We start from the raw sequence: 17,032 nt of genomic DNA, 5'->3' as shown, positions 1-17,032 counted from the left end.
GAAAAGGTCGCCGAGATGCTGGATATGCCCTATATCCGCGTGCTCGAAGTGGCGACCTTCTACACCCAGTTCCAGCTGGCTCCGGTCGGCAAGAACGCCCATATCCAGGTCTGCGGCACCACGCCCTGCATGCTGCGCGGTGCTGGCGACCTGATCGAGGTCTGCAAGAACAAGATCCACCCCGAGCCGCACCATCTCAATGAAGATGGGACGATGAGCTGGGAAGAGGTCGAGTGTCTCGGCGCCTGCGTCAACGCGCCCATGGTCATGATCTACCATGACACTTACGAAGACCTGACGCCTGAGCGCATGGAAGAGATCGTGGACGCCTTTGCTGCCGGCAAAGGGGACACCATCAAGCCCGGTCCGCAGATTGACCGCCAGACGTCGGCGGCCATGGGTGGCCGGACGACTCTGCTCGAGCAGCCGACTGCCAAGCGCGAGAAATTCGTGCCGCCTCCGGCGCCTGATGCTGCCGCCGCCGCCCCGGCCGCTGCGGCGCCTGCGCCGAAGACCGAGCCCGATACCGCAGCCAAGCCCAAGGACGTGGCGGCCGAGAATGCGCCGGCCATCAAGGGCACACCGAAGAAGGCCAAGGTGAGCCAGGCCAAGGCCGAAGCAGAGCGCATCAAGGCAGATGCCGCTGCGGGTGCCGACGGTTCGCCGAACACGGCGATGCGCGAAGGCGCGACCGGCGCAGAATCGAAGGCCGAAGGCGTCGATGAGGGCAAGGCCGTGGGCAAGGCCCGCGCCTCAGAGCCCGGCATTGGCGGAGCCTCGGCTTCCGTCAAGAAGACAAAGCCAGCGGTGAAGGCACCTGCGGCCGATCCCAAGGAGGTCGTGCCGACCGCCGAGAAGGGGGGTGAACTCACGCCTCTGTTCGAGCGTCCCGAGGGCGCGGCCGATGACCTCAAGCTGATTTCCGGCGTTGGCCCGGTGATCGAGCGCAAGCTCAACGCCCTGGGCATCACCCGATACGACCAGATCGCCAAGTTCAAGAAGGCCGACATCACCCGTGTCGATGACGTCCTGAACTTCAAGGGCCGTATCGAGCGTGACGACTGGCTCAAGCAGGCCAAGGCGCTCGCCAAGGGTGGCGTCGAGGAATATCGCAAGGTCTTTGGGAAGGACCCGCGCTAAATGACCATCGGTGGCATCGATTTTCGGGCTCTGACCATCGCGGACTACGCCGTAGGCGTGGTCTATGCGGTGCTGGGTACGTTCATCGTCACTGGTTTCGAGATGGTTCTCAATATTGCACTGCCCAGCTTCGTGGCTGCGGCAGTGGGGGCGGCAATCGGGGTTGCTGCCTGGTTTGTCTTTTTGTTGAAGCGGAAAAGCTGATCATGCTCGCTGACAAGGATCGCATTTTCACCAATCTCTACGGCCACCACGACTGGCGGCTGGAGGGCGCGCGTGAGCGCGGCTCATGGGTTGGGACCAAGGAATTCATCGATTCCGGACGCGACTGGATCACCAATGAAGTCAAGTCGTCCGGCCTGCGCGGCCGCGGCGGTGCCGGCTTCCCGACGGGCCTCAAATGGTCGTTCATGCCCAAGCAGTCCGACGGACGCCCGCATTACCTCCTGGTCAATGCCGACGAATCCGAGCCCGGCACCTGCAAAGACCGCGAAATCCTGCGCCACGATCCGCATCACCTGATCGAAGGCTGCCTTCTGGCCTGCCGCGCCATGGATGCGCACCTGGCCTTCATCTATGTGCGCGGCGAGTTCATCCGTGAACGCCAGCGCCTCGAGGAAGCCGTCCAGGAAGCCTATGACGCCAAGCTGATCGGCAAGGACAATATCCACGGCTGGGATCTGGACATCATCGTCCACCACGGCGCCGGCGCCTATATCTGCGGTGAAGAAACCGCGCTGATGGAGAGCCTTGAAGGCAAGAAGGGCCAGCCGCGCCTCAAGCCGCCATTCCCGGCTGGCATGGGCGTCTATGGCAACCCGACCACCGTCAACAATGTCGAATCCATTGCCGTTGTGCCCGAAATCCTGCGCCGCTCCGGCGCCTGGTTCTCGTCCATCGGCCGCCCGAACAATGTCGGTACCAAGCTGTTCATGGTCTCGGGCCATGTGAACAAGCCGGCCACCTTCGAGGAAGCCCTGGGCGAGAGCTTCAAGGACATCATCGAAAAGCATTGTGGCGGCATCCGCGGTGGCTGGGACAACCTGCTGGCGGTCATTCCCGGCGGCGCATCCTGCCCGGTCGTGCGCGGCGAGGACATGATGGATGCCATCATGGACTTCGACGGCATGCGCGAGAAGAAGTCGAGCTTCGGCACCGGCGGCATGATCGTCATGGACAAGTCCACCGACATCATCAAGGCCATCTGGCGCATCTCGGCCTTCTTCAAGCATGAGAGCTGCGGCCAGTGCACGCCGTGCCGCGAAGGTACGGGCTGGATGATGCGCGTCATGGAACGCATGGTGCAGGGCCGTGCCCAGAAGCGCGAGATCGACATGCTGTTCGAAGTGACCAAGCAGATCGAAGGTCACACCATCTGCGCCCTGGGCGACGCGGCCGCCTGGCCGATCCAGGGCCTGATCCGCAATTTCCGCCCCACCATCGAGGCGCGGATCGAGCAATATACCTATTCATCCACCAGCGACGGCGCCGTTCCGTCGATCGCGGCGGAGTAAGACAATGGCCAATATCAAAGTCGACGGGCAGCTTATCGAAGTCCCCGATCACTACACCCTGATGCAGGCCGCCGAGGCGGCTGGTGCGGAAATTCCGCGCTTCTGCTACCACGAGCGCCTGTCGGTGGCCGGCAATTGCCGCATGTGCCTGGTCGAAGTGAAGGGCGGGCCGCCAAAGCCGCAGGCAAGCTGCGCCATGTCGGTCAAGGACCTGCGTCCCGGCCCCAATGGCGAACCGCCCGAAATGTTCACCAACACGCCCATGGTCAAGAAGGCCCGTGAAGGTGTGATGGAATTCCTGCTGATCAACCATCCGCTCGATTGCCCGATCTGCGATCAGGGTGGCGAGTGTGACCTGCAGGACCAGGCCATGGCCTATGGTGTCTCCGGCTCGCGCTTCCACGAGAACAAGCGCGCAGTCGAAGACAAATACATGGGCCCGCTGATCAAGACCTCGATGAACCGCTGCATTCACTGCACGCGCTGCGTCCGCTTCACCACCGAGGTCGCCGGCATTTCCGAGCTGGGTCTGCTTGGCCGCGGCGAAGACGCCGAGATCACGCCCTATCTGGAACGCGCCCTGACCAGCGAACTGCAGGGCAATGTCATCGACCTCTGCCCGGTCGGTGCGCTCACCTCCAAACCCTACGAATTCCACGCCCGTCCCTGGGAGCTGACCAAGACCGAATCCATCGACGTAATGGATGCCGTCGGTTCGGCCATCCGCGTCGACAGCCGTGGCCGCGAAGTCATGCGCGTGCTGCCGCGCATCAACGAGGCCATCAACGAAGAGTGGATTTCGGACAAGACCCGCTTCATCTGGGATGGCCTGAAGAGCCAGCGGCTCGACCGGCCCTATGTGCGCAAGTCCGGCAAGCTGCAGGCTGCCACCTGGGACGAAGCGCTGGCCGCTGTCGCCGCCAAGGTCAAGAAGGCCGGCAACAAGGTCGGCGCCATCGCCGGCGATCTCGCCGCGGTCGAGGAAATGTATGCCCTCAAGGGCCTGCTCGCCTCGATCGGTTCTGGCATGACCGACGTCCGTCCGGCCATGTCGGGCATCGACCCGTCCATGCCGCGCTCGGCTTACCTCTTCAACCCGACCATTGCCGGGATCGAACAGGCCGACGCCATCCTCATCATCGGCGCCAATCCGCGCAAGGAAGCGTCGTTGATCAATGCGCGCATTCGCAAGACCTGGCGCGCCACCAACCTGCCCATCGCCGTCATCGGCGAGCAGGTGGACCTGACCTATGCCTACGAATATCTGGGTTCCGGCTTTGAAAGCCTGGCCGATCTTGCCGCTGGCAAGGGCGCCTTTGCCGAGACGCTCAAGAACGCCAAGCACCCGCTGATCATTGTGGGCGAAGGCGCTGTCTCGCACGCCACTCTCGGCAAGCAGGCCGGTCGCGATACCATCGCGCTTGCCGCCAAGCTGGCCACCGGCGCCAATGTCGAAGAGGGCTGGAACGGCTTTGCGCTGCTGCACAACGCCGCCAGCCGCGTCGGCGGTCTCGATATCGGCTTCGTGCCGCATGATGGTGGCGTCTGCTCGGCCGACCAGATCGGTCTTGCCGGCAAGGGTGAACTCGACGTGCTCTTCCTGCTCGGCGCCGACGAATACGACATGTCGGCCATGGGCAAGGCGTTTGTCGTCTATATCGGCAGCCATGGTGACAAGGGCGCGCACCGCGCCGATGTCATCCTGCCTGGCGCGACCTATACCGAAAAGTCCGGCACCTATGTGAACACCGAGGGCCGCGTGCAGGTCACCACCCGCGCCGTGTTCCCGCCGGGCGACGCCAAGGAAGACTGGGCGATCATCCGGGCGCTCAGCGGTGCCATCGGCCAGGCTCTGCCCTATAATTCGCTGGCCCAGCTGCGCGCGGCACTCTATGCCGAATTCCCCCATCTGGCCCGCATCGACGAGATCGCCGCCGGGTCGGTGGATGATGTCAAGAAGCTGGCCAAGGCCGCCATCAAGACCAAGTCGGCGCCCTATGCGTCGCTGGTGACTGATTTCTATCTCAGCAATCCGATTGCCCGCGCCTCGGCCACCATGGCCGAATGCGCGCAGATGGCTGCGGGTCTCAAGCAGGCCGCGGAGTAGGGGAGCACAATGGACTTTATACTCGCGGCCCTCGACTACCTGCTCGGCATCCCCGTCTTCGGTTGGGGTGCCCAGATCGGCTTTGTCTACAAGGCTCTCGGCCTGCTCGTCGGTCTCCTGATCTTCACCGCCTTCATCCTGCTGGCCGACCGCAAGGTCTGGGCGGCCGTGCAGATGCGCCGTGGTCCCAATGTCGTCGGTCCCTTCGGCCTGTTGCAGTCCTTTGCCGACCTGCTGAAGTTCCTGGTCAAGGAAGCGGTCATTCCCGCCGGTGCCGACAAGGTGCTGTTCCTGCTGGCGCCGCTGATCACGGCGACGCTGGCGCTTGCCGGCTGGGCCGTTGTCCCGGTCGACAATGGCTGGGCCATGGCGAACATCAATATCGGCATTCTCTATCTGCTCGGCATCTCGTCGCTCGGCGTCTATGGCGTCATCATCGGTGGCTGGGCCTCGAACTCGAAATATCCCTTCTTCGGTGCGCTTCGCGCCGCCGCGCAAATGGTCAGCTACGAAGTCTCCATCGGCCTCGTCATCATCACCGTGCTGCTCTGCGTGGGATCGTTGAACCTCAATGACATCGTGATCGCCCAGTCCGAAATGGGCCTGGCGCATGCCCTGGGCGTGCCGTGGCTTTCGTTCCTCAACTGGTTCTGGCTGCCGCTCTTCCCGATGTTCGTGGTGTTCTACATTTCGGCCCTGGCCGAGACCAACCGCCCGCCCTTCGACATGGTGGAAGGCGAGTCCGAGCTGGTGGCCGGTTTCATGACCGAATATTCGGCCACGCCTTACCTGCTGTTCATGCTCGGTGAGTACATCGCCATCCTGCTCATGTGCGCCATGACCACCATCCTGTTCCTGGGTGGCTGGGCCGCACCGATCGACCTGCCGCCCTTCACCTGGATTCCGGGCGTCATCTGGTTCTTTATCAAGGTAACCCTCGTCTTCTTCATGTTTGCCATGGCAAAGGCCATCGTGCCCCGCTATCGCTACGACCAGCTCATGCGGATCGGCTGGAAGCTGTTCCTGCCGCTCTCGCTGATCATGGTCGTGATCGTCGCTTTCGTTCTCCAGCTCACTGGCTGGGGCTGGCACGGGGGAGTTGCCTGATGCGCGTCGGACAGATCGTCAACACGCTGCTGCTCAAGGAATTCGTATCGGCCTTTTTCCTGGCCATGCGTTATTTCTTCGGCGCCAAGCCCACCATCAACTACCCCTTCGAAAAGGGCCCGGTGTCACCGCGCTTCCGTGGCGAGCACGCCCTCAGGCGCTATCCCAATGGCGAAGAGCGCTGCATTGCCTGCAAGCTGTGCGAAGCCATCTGCCCGGCCCAGGCCATCACCATCGAAGCCGGCCCGCGCCAGAACGACGGCACCCGCCGCACCGTGCGCTACGACATCGACATGGTGAAGTGCATCTATTGTGGCTTCTGCCAGGAAGCCTGCCCGGTCGATGCCATCGTCGAAGGCCCGAACTTCGAATTCGCAACTGAAACGCGCGAGGAGCTCTATTTCTCGAAAGAGAAGCTCCTCAGCAATGGCGACAGGTGGGAGCGTGAAATCGCGGCCAACCTGGCTGCCGACGCGCCTTACCGCTAACGAGGGAAGAGCATGACCCTTCCGCTGTTCTTCTTCTACGTTTTCGCCGCCATCACCGTGGCGTCGGCCTTCATGGTCATCTCCGCGCGCAATCCCGTGCATGCGGTGCTGTTCCTGATCCTGGCCTTCGTCAACGCGGCTGGCCTGTTCATGCTGGCCGGCGCCGAGTTCCTGGCGCTGCTGCTGATCGTGGTCTATGTCGGCGCTGTCGCGGTGTTGTTCCTCTTCGTCGTGATGATGATCGATGTCGACTTCGCCGAGCTCAAGTCCGGCCTGCTCGCATACGCGCCCATTGGCATGGTCGTGGGGGGCATCCTGTTCCTGGAGCTCCTGCTGGTTGCGGGCAGTTTTGTCATTGCCCCGGAAGTCGTGGGCGCTGGTGGCCTGCCCATCGATGTGACCATGGAAAACACGCGTGCCCTGGGGCAGGTGCTCTACACACGCTATGTCTTCCTGTTCCAGGGAGCGGCGGCGGTTCTGCTGGTCGCCATGATCGGCGCCATCGTGCTGACCCTGCGGCACCGGACGGGTATCAAGCGGCAGAGCACCGCCGCGCAACTGGGTCGCAAACCCAGCGAGACGGTGCGCAACGTCAAGGTCAAGAGCGGTCAGGGGCTATAGGGGGTTATCATGGGCTTGGAAATCGGGCTCGGTCATTACCTGACCGTAGCGGCAATCCTGTTCACGCTGGGCGTGTTCGGTATCTTCATCAACCGCAAGAACATCATCGTCATCCTGATGTCGGTGGAATTGATCCTCTTGGCGGTGAATCTAAACCTCGTGGCGTTCAGTGCCCACCTGCAGGATCTGCAGGGCCAGGTCTTCGCGATGATGATCCTCACCGTGGCCGCCGCCGAGGCCGCCATCGGTCTCGCCATCCTTGTGATCTTCTACCGCAACCGCGGCTCCATCGCGGTTGAAGACGTCAATATGATGAAGGGCTAAGAGCACCGCTATGATCATTCAGGCGATTGTTTTCCTGCCCCTTATCGGGGCGCTTGTGGCCGGTCTTCTCGGCCGTTCCATCGGCCATCGGCCATCTGAATTCATCACCACCGGCCTGCTACTGATTGCGGCCGTGCTGAGCTGGGTCGTGTTCATCCCCGTCGCCTTCGGGGACGGCCTTGTTGGCGCCGTGGGCGATGGACATGCGGCCGTGCTCAAGGTGGAGGTGATGCGTTGGATTCAGGTCGGCGACATGGATCTGCGCTGGATCCTGCGCGTCGATACGCTGACGGCCGTCATGCTGGTGGTCGTCAACACCGTATCTGCGCTCGTCCATGTCTATTCCATCGGCTACATGGAAGAGGACCCGCATCGGTCGCGCTTCTTCGCCTATCTCTCGCTCTTTACCTTCGCCATGCTGATGCTGGTGACGGCGGACAATTTCCTGCAGATGTTCTTCGGCTGGGAAGGTGTGGGCCTGGCGTCCTATCTGCTGATTGGCTTCTGGTACACCCGGCCCTCGGCCACGGCGGCCGCAATGAAAGCCTTCATCGTCAACCGCGTCGGCGACTTCGGCTTTGCCCTCGGCATCTTTGGCGCCTTCATGGTACTTGGCCATATCGACTTCGATGGCGCATTCCATGCGGCCGACGAATTTGCAGTGACCGGCCTTCCGGTCATTCAGTTCCTCGCCTGGGAACTGGACGCCATGACCGTGGTTTGCCTGCTGCTCTTCATGGGCGCGATGGGCAAGTCCGCACAGTTTTTGCTGCACACCTGGCTGCCCGACGCCATGGAAGGCCCGACCCCCGTGTCGGCGCTGATCCATGCCGCCACCATGGTGACAGCGGGTGTGTTCATGGTTGCGCGCCTGTCGCCGCTGTTCGAAACCTCTCCAGTGGCGCTGACCGTGGTCATCGTCATCGGCGCCATCACCGCCTTCTTTGCGGCGACGGTTGGCCTCGTCCAGAACGATATCAAGCGCGTTATCGCCTATTCGACCTGTTCGCAGCTCGGCTACATGTTCGTGGCATTGGGTGTGGGGGCCTATTCGGCCGGTATCTTCCACCTGTTCACTCACGCCTTCTTCAAGGCCCTGCTGTTCCTGGGCGCCGGCTCGGTTATCCATGCGATGCACCATGAGCAGGACATGCGGAACATGGGTGGCCTCAGGAAGAAGATCCCCATCACCTACGCTATGATGATGATCGGTACGCTGGCCCTGACCGGTGTCGGCATTCCGGGCACCAATTTCGGTTTCGCCGGCTTCTTCTCCAAGGACGCCATCATCGAAAGCGCCTATGCTTATGGCGGCAATGTCGGCTCCCTGGCCTTCTGGCTGTTGGTCGTGGCGGCGCTGTTCACCAGCTTCTACTCCTGGCGCCTGGTGCACCTGACCTTCCACGGCTCGCCGCGCGATCCGCAGCACCATGGCGAAGGTCCGCATCCCGATCCTGCCCATGCGGCTCTCGAAAGTCATGACGAGCCCATCAACGACAGCAATGCCGATGATCACGGCGACCACGGCCATCATGGTTCGGCCTATGACCACGCCCATGAGTCGCCCAATGTCATGCTGGTGCCGCTCTATGTGCTGGCCGTCGGTGCAGTGCTGGCCGGTGTCGTCTTCTACGGCATGTTCTTCCACGATGTGGAGCACATCGAGCACTTCTTCGCCGGCTCGATCTATGTCGACCACCAGATCATCGAGGACGCCCACCATGTTCCGACCTGGGTCAAGTGGAGCGCCACCATCGCCATGATCATTGGCTTCGCCTCGGCCTGGTACATGTATATCCGCCGACCCGACGTGCCCGGCCGTCTCGCTGCCAGCAATCCGGGGCTGTATCAGTTCCTGCTCAACAAGTGGTACTTCGACGAGCTCTACAACACGATCTTCGTCAAGCCTGCGCTCTGGATCGGCAATGCCGTCTGGAAGGGCTTCGATGACTGGCTGGTCGACGGCAAGATCGCCGAAGGCCTAGGTCGTCGCGTCCAGAACGTCACCAGCTGGGTCGTCAAGCTCCAGTCCGGCTATCTCTACCACTATGCCTTCGCCATGCTGATCGGCATCGCGGCGCTGCTGACCTGGGCCATTGCGGCCGGGGGACTGATCTGATGACCTTCGAGAACTCCATCCTTACGATCCTGACCTGGCTGCCGGTGCTCGGCGCCGCCATCCTGATGTTCACGCCCAAGACGGCGCTGAGTGCCATCCGCTGGATCTCGCTGGCCACCACATTGGTTGTCTTCGTGCTCTCCCTGGCTCTCTGGCAGGCTTTCGACGCGTCAAGCGCCGGCTTCCAGTTCGTGGTCAACATGCCCTGGATCGGCGACACGATCGGCTATCGTGTCGGCGTTGACGGCATCTCCGTGCTCTTTGTGGTGCTGACCGCGCTGCTCATGCCCGCGGCCGTGCTGGCCAGTTGGGATGTCGACAGCCGCGTCAAGGAATACATGATCGTGTTCCTGGTGCTCGAGACGCTGATGATCGGCGTCTTCACCACGCTCGATCTGGCCATGTTCTATGTCTTCTTCGAAGGCACGCTGCTGCCGATGTTCCTGATCATCGGCATCTGGGGCGGGTCCGCGCGTATCCAGGCCAGCTACAAGTTCTTCTTCTACACCTTCATCGGCTCGGTGCTGATGCTGCTCGCCATGATGGGCATGTACTGGGACGCCGGCACCACCGACATCATCCGCCTCCTCGGCCATGAATTCCCGGTTGGGATGCAGACCTGGCTCTGGCTGGCCTTCTTCGCCTCGTTGGCGGTCAAGATGCCGATGTGGCCCTTCCACCGCTGGTTGCCCGAGGCCCACGTGCAGGCCCCGACCGCTGGTTCGGTAATCCTTGCCGCAATCCTCCTGAAGCTTGGTGGCTACGGCTTCCTGCGCTTCAGCCTGCCCATGTTCCCCGAAGCCTCGGCGCAGTTTGCCAACTTCGTCTTCGTGCTCTCGGTTGCCGCCATCATCCTGACTTCGCTGGTCGCCCTGGTGCAGACCGACATCAAGAAGCTGATCGCCTATTCGTCGGTTGCCCATATGGGTTTCGTGACCATGGGTATCTTTGCCGGCAATGCCCTGGGCATCCAGGGCGCCATGTTCCAGATGATCAGCCACGGCATCGTCTCGGGCGCGCTCTTCCTCTGCGTCGGCGTTATCTATGACCGCATGCACACCCGCGAGATCTCGGCCTATGGCGGCCTCGTCGAACGCATGCCGCAATATGCGTTCGCCTTCATGGTCTTCACCATGGCCAATGTCGGCCTGCCTGGCACCTCTGGCTTCGTCGGTGAATTCCTCACCATGATCGGCGTCTTCCAGGTCAATACCTGGGTGGCTTTCGGTGCGGCCTTTGGCGTGATCTTCTCGGCCGGCTATGCCCTCTGGCTCTATCGCCGGGTGATTTTCGGCGCACTGACCAAGGACAGCCTCAAGGGTATCCTCGACCTCAACCTGCGCGAGAAAGTGGTGCTCTATCCGCTGATCGTGCTGACCGTGGTGTTCGGCTTCTATCCGGCCCCGATCCTCGATACGACTGCCGCTGCGGTCGACAATCTGGTTGCGCAATATTCGGCTTCCATTGGCGCTGATCCCGCCGTGGCCCTCGCCGATGAACGCGCCCCTCTTGAATATGTCGCGCCTGCCGAAGGCGCGGCCCAGCCGGCCGATGACCATGCGGCCGAGCCTGCTGCGCACTAGGAGACTGACGTGAACTCTGACGTTACCGATTTCGCGAGCCTGGCTCCCGCCCATCCCGAAGTGCTCATGGCATTGGGCGTGCTCGTCCTGCTGCTCGTCGGCGTGGTGATCAACAAGGAACGGTCGGCGCTTGTCTCCTGGCTGTCCGTGGGCCTGCTGGCCGCGACCGGCCTGCTCGTCATGTTGCAGCCGGCCGACGGCGTGGTCTTCAACGGGCTCTTCATCGCCGACAGCTTCGGCCGCTTCATGAAGGTCCTGGTCATTGGCGGCGCCGGCCTGGCGCTGATCCTGGGCATGTCCAATGCCGAGGAAAACGGCGTCCACAAGTACGAATATTCCGTGCTGGCGCTGCTCGCCACGCTCGGCATGATGGTCATGGTTTCGGCCAACGACCTGATGAGCCTTTATGTCGGCCTCGAACTGCAGTCCCTTTCGCTCTACGTCATGGCCGCGATCAAGCGCGATGACGCACGCGCTTCGGAAGCGGGCCTCAAATACTTCGTGCTCGGTGCGCTATCCTCAGGGCTGCTGCTCTACGGCGCCTCGCTGATCTACGGCTTCACCGGACACACCAATCTGGGCGAGATCGTTGTCGCCATCGCCAATGAAGGCCGCTCCATCGGCCTGATCTTCGGCGTGGTGTTCCTGCTGGCCGGCATCGCCTTCAAGATCTCGGCCGTGCCGTTCCACATGTGGACGCCCGACGTCTATGAAGGTGCACCGACCCCGGTGACGGCCTTCTTCGCCATGGCGCCCAAGGTTGCGGCCATGACGCTGATGATCCGTCTGGTGATGGACACCTTTGCCCCAATTACCTCCGACTGGCAGCAGATCGTCATCTTCCTCTCCATCGCCTCCATGGTCCTGGCGGCCTTCGCCGCAATCGGCCAGCAGTCGATCAAGCGCCTGATCGCCTATTCCTCTATCGGCCATGTTGGTTTTGCCCTGGTTGGCCTGTCTTCGGGCACGCAAGTGGGCGTTGAAGGCGTCGCCATCTATATGGCCATCTATGTGGGCATGACGGTTGCGCTTTTCGCCTGCGTCCTGTCGCTGCGGACGGACAAGGGCTATGTCGAGACCATCGACGATCTCGCCGGTGCGTCCAAGGCCCGCCCCTTCGTGGCAGCGGTCATGGCCATCGTCATGTTCTCGCTGATCGGTCTGCCGCCGCTGGCCGGGTTCTTTGCCAAGTGGCAGGTTTTCCTGGCCGCTATCGAAGCCAATCTTTATGTCCTCTCGGTCATCGGCATGCTGGCTTCGGCCGTCAGTGCCTTCTACTACCTGCGGGTCGTCAAGGTGATGTATTTCGATGAGCCCAAGGCGGAGTTTGCGGCTGTGCCGGGGGAACTCAATGTCCTCATGGCCGTCTTTGGCTTTCTGATCGTCACCTTCTACTTCACTGTCGGCAATCCGCTCGCGTCCTGGGCGCATACTGCCGCGGGAAGCCTGTTCTAGGTGGCTGACTTCCGTCTGGGTCAGAAGGCCCGCGATGCCGGATACCGGCTTGCGGGCTTCGACTCGATTGGCTCGACCAATAGCGAAGCGTTAGCCGCCGCAACTGCTGGTGATCCGGGTGGCATCTGGTTTGCCGCGTTGCAGCAGACGGCCGGCCGCGGCCGCCGGGGCAGGGAATGGCACAGCCCCTCGGGCAATCTGGCAGCAAGCCTCCTGGTCGTGCCGGACGCGCCGGCCGATATCATTGCCACGCTGGGCTTCGTGGCGGGGGTTGCGCTCAATACCGGCCTCTCGGCAATTCTGCCAGGCGGCATGGTGCGCGTTGGTATTGATGGTGCCGATGACCTCGACGGACGATCGCGGATTGCGCTCAAATGGCCCAATGACGTGCTGGCCGATGGCGCCAAGCTTGCCGGTATCCTGCTCGAATCCAGCAAGACCCGGGATGGTCGCACTGCAATTATCATTGGCATCGGTGTAAACATTGTCGCGGCACCAGAGGGCGTTCCCTATCCGGCGACCTCTCTGCGGGCCCTGGGCATCGAGCGGACCGCCGAAGACGTGTTCGAAGCGCTCTCGGATGCCTGGGTAGAGGCATTTGGTCTCTGGAACGACGGACACGGCGTTGCCGCGGTGCTCAAGCGCTGGCGCAGTTCTGCTGCCGGCATTGGGGCGCCGGTGGCCATCAGCCAGGACGGCGTGGTTCGCCGGGGCATTTTTGAAACCATCGACTCCTCGGGTCGGTTGATCATCCGCGACGACGACGGCGCGCGGCATCCGATCACGGCGGGCGATGTGCATTTTGGGGCAACGGCCAGCGCCCGAAGCTGACCACAACATAAGGGGCAGGCGACCGGCGACCATCAGATCGTCCGGCGTCGGCCCAGACAAAGGAATAAGATAACCCATGGCTAAGAACCAAAGGGATGAACTCGTCTTCGTGCCGCTCGGCGGCGTTGGCGAAATTGGCATGAATATGGGCGCCTATGGCTTCGGCCCCGCCCGCCGGCGCAAATGGATTGTGGTCGATTGCGGCGTCAGCTTCGGCGGCCCGGATCTGCCCGGTATCGAACTCATCATGGCCAATCCCGAGTTTCTCGAGGAGAATGCCGACGATGTCCTGGCTCTGATCCTGACCCATAGCCACGAAGACCATTATGGCGCCGTGCTCGATCTCTGGCCGGTCTTCGACAAGCCCGTCTATGCCACACCCTTTACGGCCGCCATGCTGGCCGCCAAGCGGGCAGGGGACGGGATCGTCGAAAATGTCGACGTCACCATCATGCAGCCTGGCAAGCCCTTCGAGGTCGGCCCCTTCACCATCGAGGCGATCAACGTCGCTCACTCGATTCCCGAATCAAATGCGCTGTTGATCACCACGCCGATTGGCCGGGCCCTGCATACCGGCGACTGGAAGCTCGACCCGACCCCGGTCATCAATGCGCCGACCAATGTGGAGCGCCTCCAGAAGATCGGCGAGGACACCTCCTCTCCGCTGGCCCTGATCTGTGACTCGACCAATGCTCTCAAGGATGGCGAAAGCCCCAGCGAGCAGGAGATCGGGGACAACCTTGCCAAGCTGATTGCCGAGGCGCCGCACCGTGTCGCGGTTACCACTTTCGCATCCAATGTGGGACGTGTGGTGTCCATTGTGCGGGCCGCCCACAAGGCCGGTCGCCAGGTCGTGCTGTCCGGCCGTTCGCTTCACCGCATCATGGGCATTGCCAGGGAACTGGGCATGCTCGAGGGCCTGCCGACCCTGCACGACCAGGACGCCTACAAATCCATCCCCCGCGACAAATGTGTGCTCATCTGCACCGGCAGCCAGGGTGAGGCTCGGGCCGCCATTGCCCGCATCGCGCGTGGCGACCATCCGGTGATCGATCTCAATGCGGGCGACCGCATGATCTTCTCGTCCTGGGCCATCCCGGGTAATGAGCGCGAGGTCATCGATATCCAGAACCTGCTGATCGACAAGGGTGTTGAACTCATCACCGCCAATGATGCGCTCGTGCATGTCACCGGTCACCCGCGCCGCGGCGAGTTGCGCAAGCTCTATTCCTGGGTGAAGCCCGAGGTTCTGGTGCCGGTCCATGGCGAGGCCCTGCACCTGCAGGCCCATGCCAGGCTCGGCCGCGAGGAGGGCATTCCCAATGTCTGCGAAGCCCGTAATGGCGATATGGTCCGGCTGTTCCCGGAACCGATGGCCTATCCGGCGGAGGTCCGCACGGGCGAACTCTACCTTGATGGCCTCGTGCTCTGTACGCCGGAGGAAAGCGGCGTCAAAGGGCGCCGGCGCCTCTCATTCGGCGGCATGGTGATTGTCAGCCTGTGCGTCAATGGCGGCGGCCAGATCGTGTCCGGGCCTGATCTCGTGGTTGAAGGTCTGCCCGAAACCGAGGACGAGTCTGTCACCGAACTTATCGAAGACACTGTTGCCGGGGTCATCAAGTCCATGCCCAACAAGCGCCGCAGTGATCCCGAAGTGCTCAACTCGGCGCTCTTCAAGGCCATCCGCAACGAGGTCAACGGTTTCTGGGGCCGCAAGCCCAACGTTTCCGTTTTCGTGCATCGCGTATAGCAGGCCGCCCGGTCATACCCGTCTCCCCACCCCCATTCCCTCCCCATCAAGGGGAGGGAGGCGAAGGCTGACCCATTTCGTCCTTGCCGGGGAGCAGCGGTCGAGTCTGAACCAACTGGCCGCGACACCGCGCCGCTTCCCAATGGCCCCGTTTCCGCGTTAGGTAGCGCCATGCAAATCGGTTCGATCATCGCCGTCTATTTTGTGGTCTGGTGGCTCACTTTCGTGGCCGTCCTGCCCATCGGCAGCCATAGCCATCACGAAACCGGCGCGGATATCGTGCGCGGCAGCGATCCCGGCGCCCCGGTGGCGCCGCGCCTGATAACCAAGGGCCTGATCACCACCGCCCTGGCGGCCGGCTTTACCGCCTTGCTGCTCTGGGGCCTCGGCAACGAAACCCTCCAGGCCTACTGGAACCGCTGAACTATCGTTTCGACGGCCGGCCAGGCACTGCATGGGCGTGTGCCATTTCCAGCGCCGCCGCGATGTCCTTCTCGTTTGCCGGCTGCAGATGCATGGTCGTCCACCCCTGACGCCCCCAGCCATTATCGATGGCTTCAAACAGCTCCGGCGCGACCATGCATTTGAATTGCTGCTCCTCCGGCGTGAGCTTGAGGTTGGCGCTCAATCCGTCTGCTGCATGCGTCGCAAAGGTGCGCTTCACCTTGAAAGCGGTGCGATCGAAATGCGGCGCGGAAACGGTTCCGGGCAAAGCAAGCGCAATTCGCGTGAAAGTTTGAGAATCGGCCATAGCGATATGATCCAGAAACAAAAAAGCAGGGCACTCGGCCCTGCTTGAAAGAGTTTGTTCGACAATACGTTGGTCTTAGGCGCGCTACGAAGCGGCTGCCAACGCTCCTCCCTTGACGTTGTCGACGTCCGGCGGTTTGGGCCGCCTTTGTTTTATTGGCCGGGACCCTAACAAGGGTTTTTCAGTCTGCCAAGTAGATTCTGCATAGCTTGCATGCTTGCATCGAATGGACGCTTGCGATTTGAGTGGGCATCAAGCAAACCCACGAGTCGAAGACCTTTTCCTGGAGTTCCCATGCGCCTTTCCCGCTATTTCCTGCCGGTGCTGCGTGATGTGCCCAAGGAAGCCGAGATCGTCTCGCATCGGTTGATGCTGCGTGCCGGCATGATCCGCCAGCAGGCCTCAGGCCTCTATTCGTGGCTGCCGCTCGGCTACAAGGTGCTGATGAAGGTTCAGAAGATCATCGAAGAGGAGCAGAACCGCTCTGGCGCGATCGAACTTTTGATGCCCACCATCCAGTCCGCTGATCTCTGGCGCGAGTCGGGGCGCTATGACGCCTACGGCAAGGAGATGCTGCGCATCGAGGACCGGCACGAGCGCGAATTCCTCTATGGTCCGACCAATGAGGAGATGATCACCGACATCTTCCGGGCCTATGTGAAGTCCTACAAGGACCTACCGCTCAACCTCTACCACATCCAGTGGAAGTTCCGTGACGAGGTGCGCCCGCGCTTCGGCACCATGCGGTCCCGCGAATTCCTGATGAAGGACGCCTATAGCTTCGACCTGACGAAGGAAGATGCGGTCAAGGCCTATGAGCGCATGTTTGTGGCCTATCTCAGGACCTATGCCCGCATGGGCCTGACTGCCATTCCCATGCGCGCCGATACCGGCCCCATCGGTGGCGATCTCAGCCACGAGTGGATCATCCTGGCCGAAACCGGAGAAAGCCAGGTCTTCTGCCACCGCGACCTGTTGGAAAAGCCCATTCCCGGCAAGGAGACTGATTTCCTTGGCGACCTGAAGCCGATCTTCAACGACTGGACCTCGCTCTACGCCGCCACCGAGGAAATGGTGGACGAAGCCGAATACGAAGCCGCCGTCCCCGAGGACAAGCGCGTCTCCGCCCGCGGCATCGAAGTGGGGCACATCTTCTATTTCGGCACCAAGTATTCCGAGCCCATGAAGGCCAGCGTCACCGGCCAGGATGGCAAGGAAACCATCGTGCACATGGGCTCCTAC

General features: G+C 62.0%; 16 protein-coding genes. 15 read left to right on the top strand and 1 reads right to left on the bottom strand.

What is annotated here, in order from left to right; genetic code table 11:
- The 14 genes from QZ564_RS16580 to QZ564_RS16515 form a co-directional block, all read left to right on the top strand.
- Positions 1-1,140, top strand: a 1,140-nt coding sequence (locus QZ564_RS16580; protein ID WP_297112341.1) for an NAD(P)H-dependent oxidoreductase subunit E, incomplete at its 5' end; no start/stop codon positions are given.
- Positions 1,141-1,344: a hypothetical protein gene (locus tag QZ564_RS16575; protein WP_116590446.1), complete on the top strand. Its 204-nt coding sequence runs from the start codon at positions 1,141-1,143 to the stop codon at positions 1,342-1,344.
- Between the two features lie 2 nt (positions 1,345-1,346).
- A complete protein-coding gene (gene nuoF / locus QZ564_RS16570; RefSeq protein WP_297112337.1) occupies positions 1,347-2,654 on the top strand; it encodes an NADH-quinone oxidoreductase subunit NuoF in 1,308 nt (435 codons plus the stop codon).
- 4 nt (positions 2,655-2,658) lie between these two features.
- Positions 2,659-4,761: an NADH-quinone oxidoreductase subunit NuoG gene (nuoG, locus tag QZ564_RS16565; protein ID WP_297112335.1), complete on the top strand. Its 2,103-nt coding sequence runs from the start codon at positions 2,659-2,661 to the stop codon at positions 4,759-4,761.
- A 9-nt stretch (positions 4,762-4,770) separates the two neighbouring features.
- Entirely contained in the window at positions 4,771-5,868 is a 1,098-nt protein-coding gene (gene nuoH, locus QZ564_RS16560) for an NADH-quinone oxidoreductase subunit NuoH (protein ID WP_297112333.1), read from the top strand.
- The gene (nuoI, locus tag QZ564_RS16555) at positions 5,865-6,356 is read left to right on the top strand and encodes an NADH-quinone oxidoreductase subunit NuoI (protein ID WP_297112345.1); all 492 of its coding nucleotides are present in this window, start codon (positions 5,865-5,867) and stop codon (positions 6,354-6,356) included. Before nuoH ends, nuoI begins: the two co-directional genes overlap by 4 nt.
- A gap of 12 nt (positions 6,357-6,368) precedes the next feature.
- On the top strand, positions 6,369-6,977 hold the full coding sequence (locus QZ564_RS16550) for an NADH-quinone oxidoreductase subunit J (RefSeq protein ID WP_297112331.1): 609 nt from the start codon (positions 6,369-6,371) through the stop codon (positions 6,975-6,977).
- Between the two features lie 15 nt (positions 6,978-6,992).
- Positions 6,993-7,301 carry an NADH-quinone oxidoreductase subunit NuoK gene (nuoK, locus tag QZ564_RS16545; RefSeq protein ID WP_297112343.1) on the top strand — a complete coding sequence of 103 codons (309 nt, stop codon included), beginning with the start codon at positions 6,993-6,995 and terminating at the stop codon, positions 7,299-7,301.
- A gap of 10 nt (positions 7,302-7,311) precedes the next feature.
- A complete protein-coding gene (gene nuoL / locus QZ564_RS16540; protein WP_297112329.1) occupies positions 7,312-9,420 on the top strand; it encodes an NADH-quinone oxidoreductase subunit L in 2,109 nt (702 codons plus the stop codon).
- Positions 9,420-11,003, top strand: coding sequence for an NADH-quinone oxidoreductase subunit M (locus tag QZ564_RS16535; RefSeq protein ID WP_297112327.1), 1,584 nt, complete (start codon positions 9,420-9,422; stop codon positions 11,001-11,003). The genes nuoL and QZ564_RS16535 overlap by 1 nt, the downstream gene beginning before the upstream one ends.
- A gap of 9 nt (positions 11,004-11,012) precedes the next feature.
- A complete protein-coding gene (nuoN, locus tag QZ564_RS16530; RefSeq protein ID WP_297112325.1) occupies positions 11,013-12,458 on the top strand; it encodes an NADH-quinone oxidoreductase subunit NuoN in 1,446 nt (481 codons plus the stop codon).
- The gene (locus QZ564_RS16525; RefSeq protein WP_297112323.1) at positions 12,459-13,289 is read left to right on the top strand and encodes a biotin--[acetyl-CoA-carboxylase] ligase; all 831 of its coding nucleotides are present in this window, start codon (positions 12,459-12,461) and stop codon (positions 13,287-13,289) included.
- A 76-nt stretch (positions 13,290-13,365) separates the two neighbouring features.
- Positions 13,366-15,039 (top strand): ribonuclease J, encoded by a 1,674-nt coding sequence (locus QZ564_RS16520; protein WP_297112321.1) that lies wholly within the window; start codon positions 13,366-13,368, stop codon positions 15,037-15,039.
- Between the two features lie 171 nt (positions 15,040-15,210).
- On the top strand, positions 15,211-15,462 hold the full coding sequence (locus tag QZ564_RS16515; protein ID WP_297112319.1) for a DUF1467 family protein: 252 nt from the start codon (positions 15,211-15,213) through the stop codon (positions 15,460-15,462).
- A gap of 1 nt (position 15,463) precedes the next feature.
- On the opposite strand, the gene QZ564_RS16510 is transcribed toward QZ564_RS16515, so the two are convergent.
- Entirely contained in the window at positions 15,464-15,790 is a 327-nt protein-coding gene (locus QZ564_RS16510; protein WP_297112317.1) for an MmcQ/YjbR family DNA-binding protein, read from the bottom strand.
- 294 nt (positions 15,791-16,084) lie between these two features.
- Between QZ564_RS16510 and proS the strand changes: the two genes are divergently transcribed.
- Positions 16,085-17,032, top strand: a 948-nt coding sequence (gene proS, locus QZ564_RS16505; protein WP_297112316.1) for a proline--tRNA ligase, incomplete at its 3' end; no start/stop codon positions are given.

This window comes from uncultured Devosia sp. (assembly GCF_913055165.1).
Taxonomy (GTDB): Bacteria; Pseudomonadota; Alphaproteobacteria; order Rhizobiales; family Devosiaceae; genus Devosia.
The sequence above is the reverse complement of the archived record's forward strand: the minus strand, read 5'-3'. Positions and strand labels throughout refer to the sequence as shown.

Coding starts and splice junctions, on each gene's coding strand:
- QZ564_RS16575 (WP_116590446.1), top strand. CDS start 1,141: ATGACCATCGGTGGCATCGATTTTCGGGCTCTGACCATCGCGGACTAC.
- nuoF (WP_297112337.1), top strand. CDS start 1,347: ATGCTCGCTGACAAGGATCGCATTTTCACCAATCTCTACGGCCACCAC.
- nuoG (WP_297112335.1), top strand. CDS start 2,659: ATGGCCAATATCAAAGTCGACGGGCAGCTTATCGAAGTCCCCGATCAC.
- nuoH (WP_297112333.1), top strand. CDS start 4,771: ATGGACTTTATACTCGCGGCCCTCGACTACCTGCTCGGCATCCCCGTC.
- QZ564_RS16550 (WP_297112331.1), top strand. CDS start 6,369: ATGACCCTTCCGCTGTTCTTCTTCTACGTTTTCGCCGCCATCACCGTG.
- nuoL (WP_297112329.1), top strand. CDS start 7,312: ATGATCATTCAGGCGATTGTTTTCCTGCCCCTTATCGGGGCGCTTGTG.
- QZ564_RS16535 (WP_297112327.1), top strand. CDS start 9,420: ATGACCTTCGAGAACTCCATCCTTACGATCCTGACCTGGCTGCCGGTG.
- QZ564_RS16520 (WP_297112321.1), top strand. CDS start 13,366: ATGGCTAAGAACCAAAGGGATGAACTCGTCTTCGTGCCGCTCGGCGGC.
- QZ564_RS16515 (WP_297112319.1), top strand. CDS start 15,211: ATGCAAATCGGTTCGATCATCGCCGTCTATTTTGTGGTCTGGTGGCTC.
- QZ564_RS16510 (WP_297112317.1), bottom strand. CDS start 15,790: ATGGCCGATTCTCAAACTTTCACGCGAATTGCGCTTGCTTTGCCCGGA.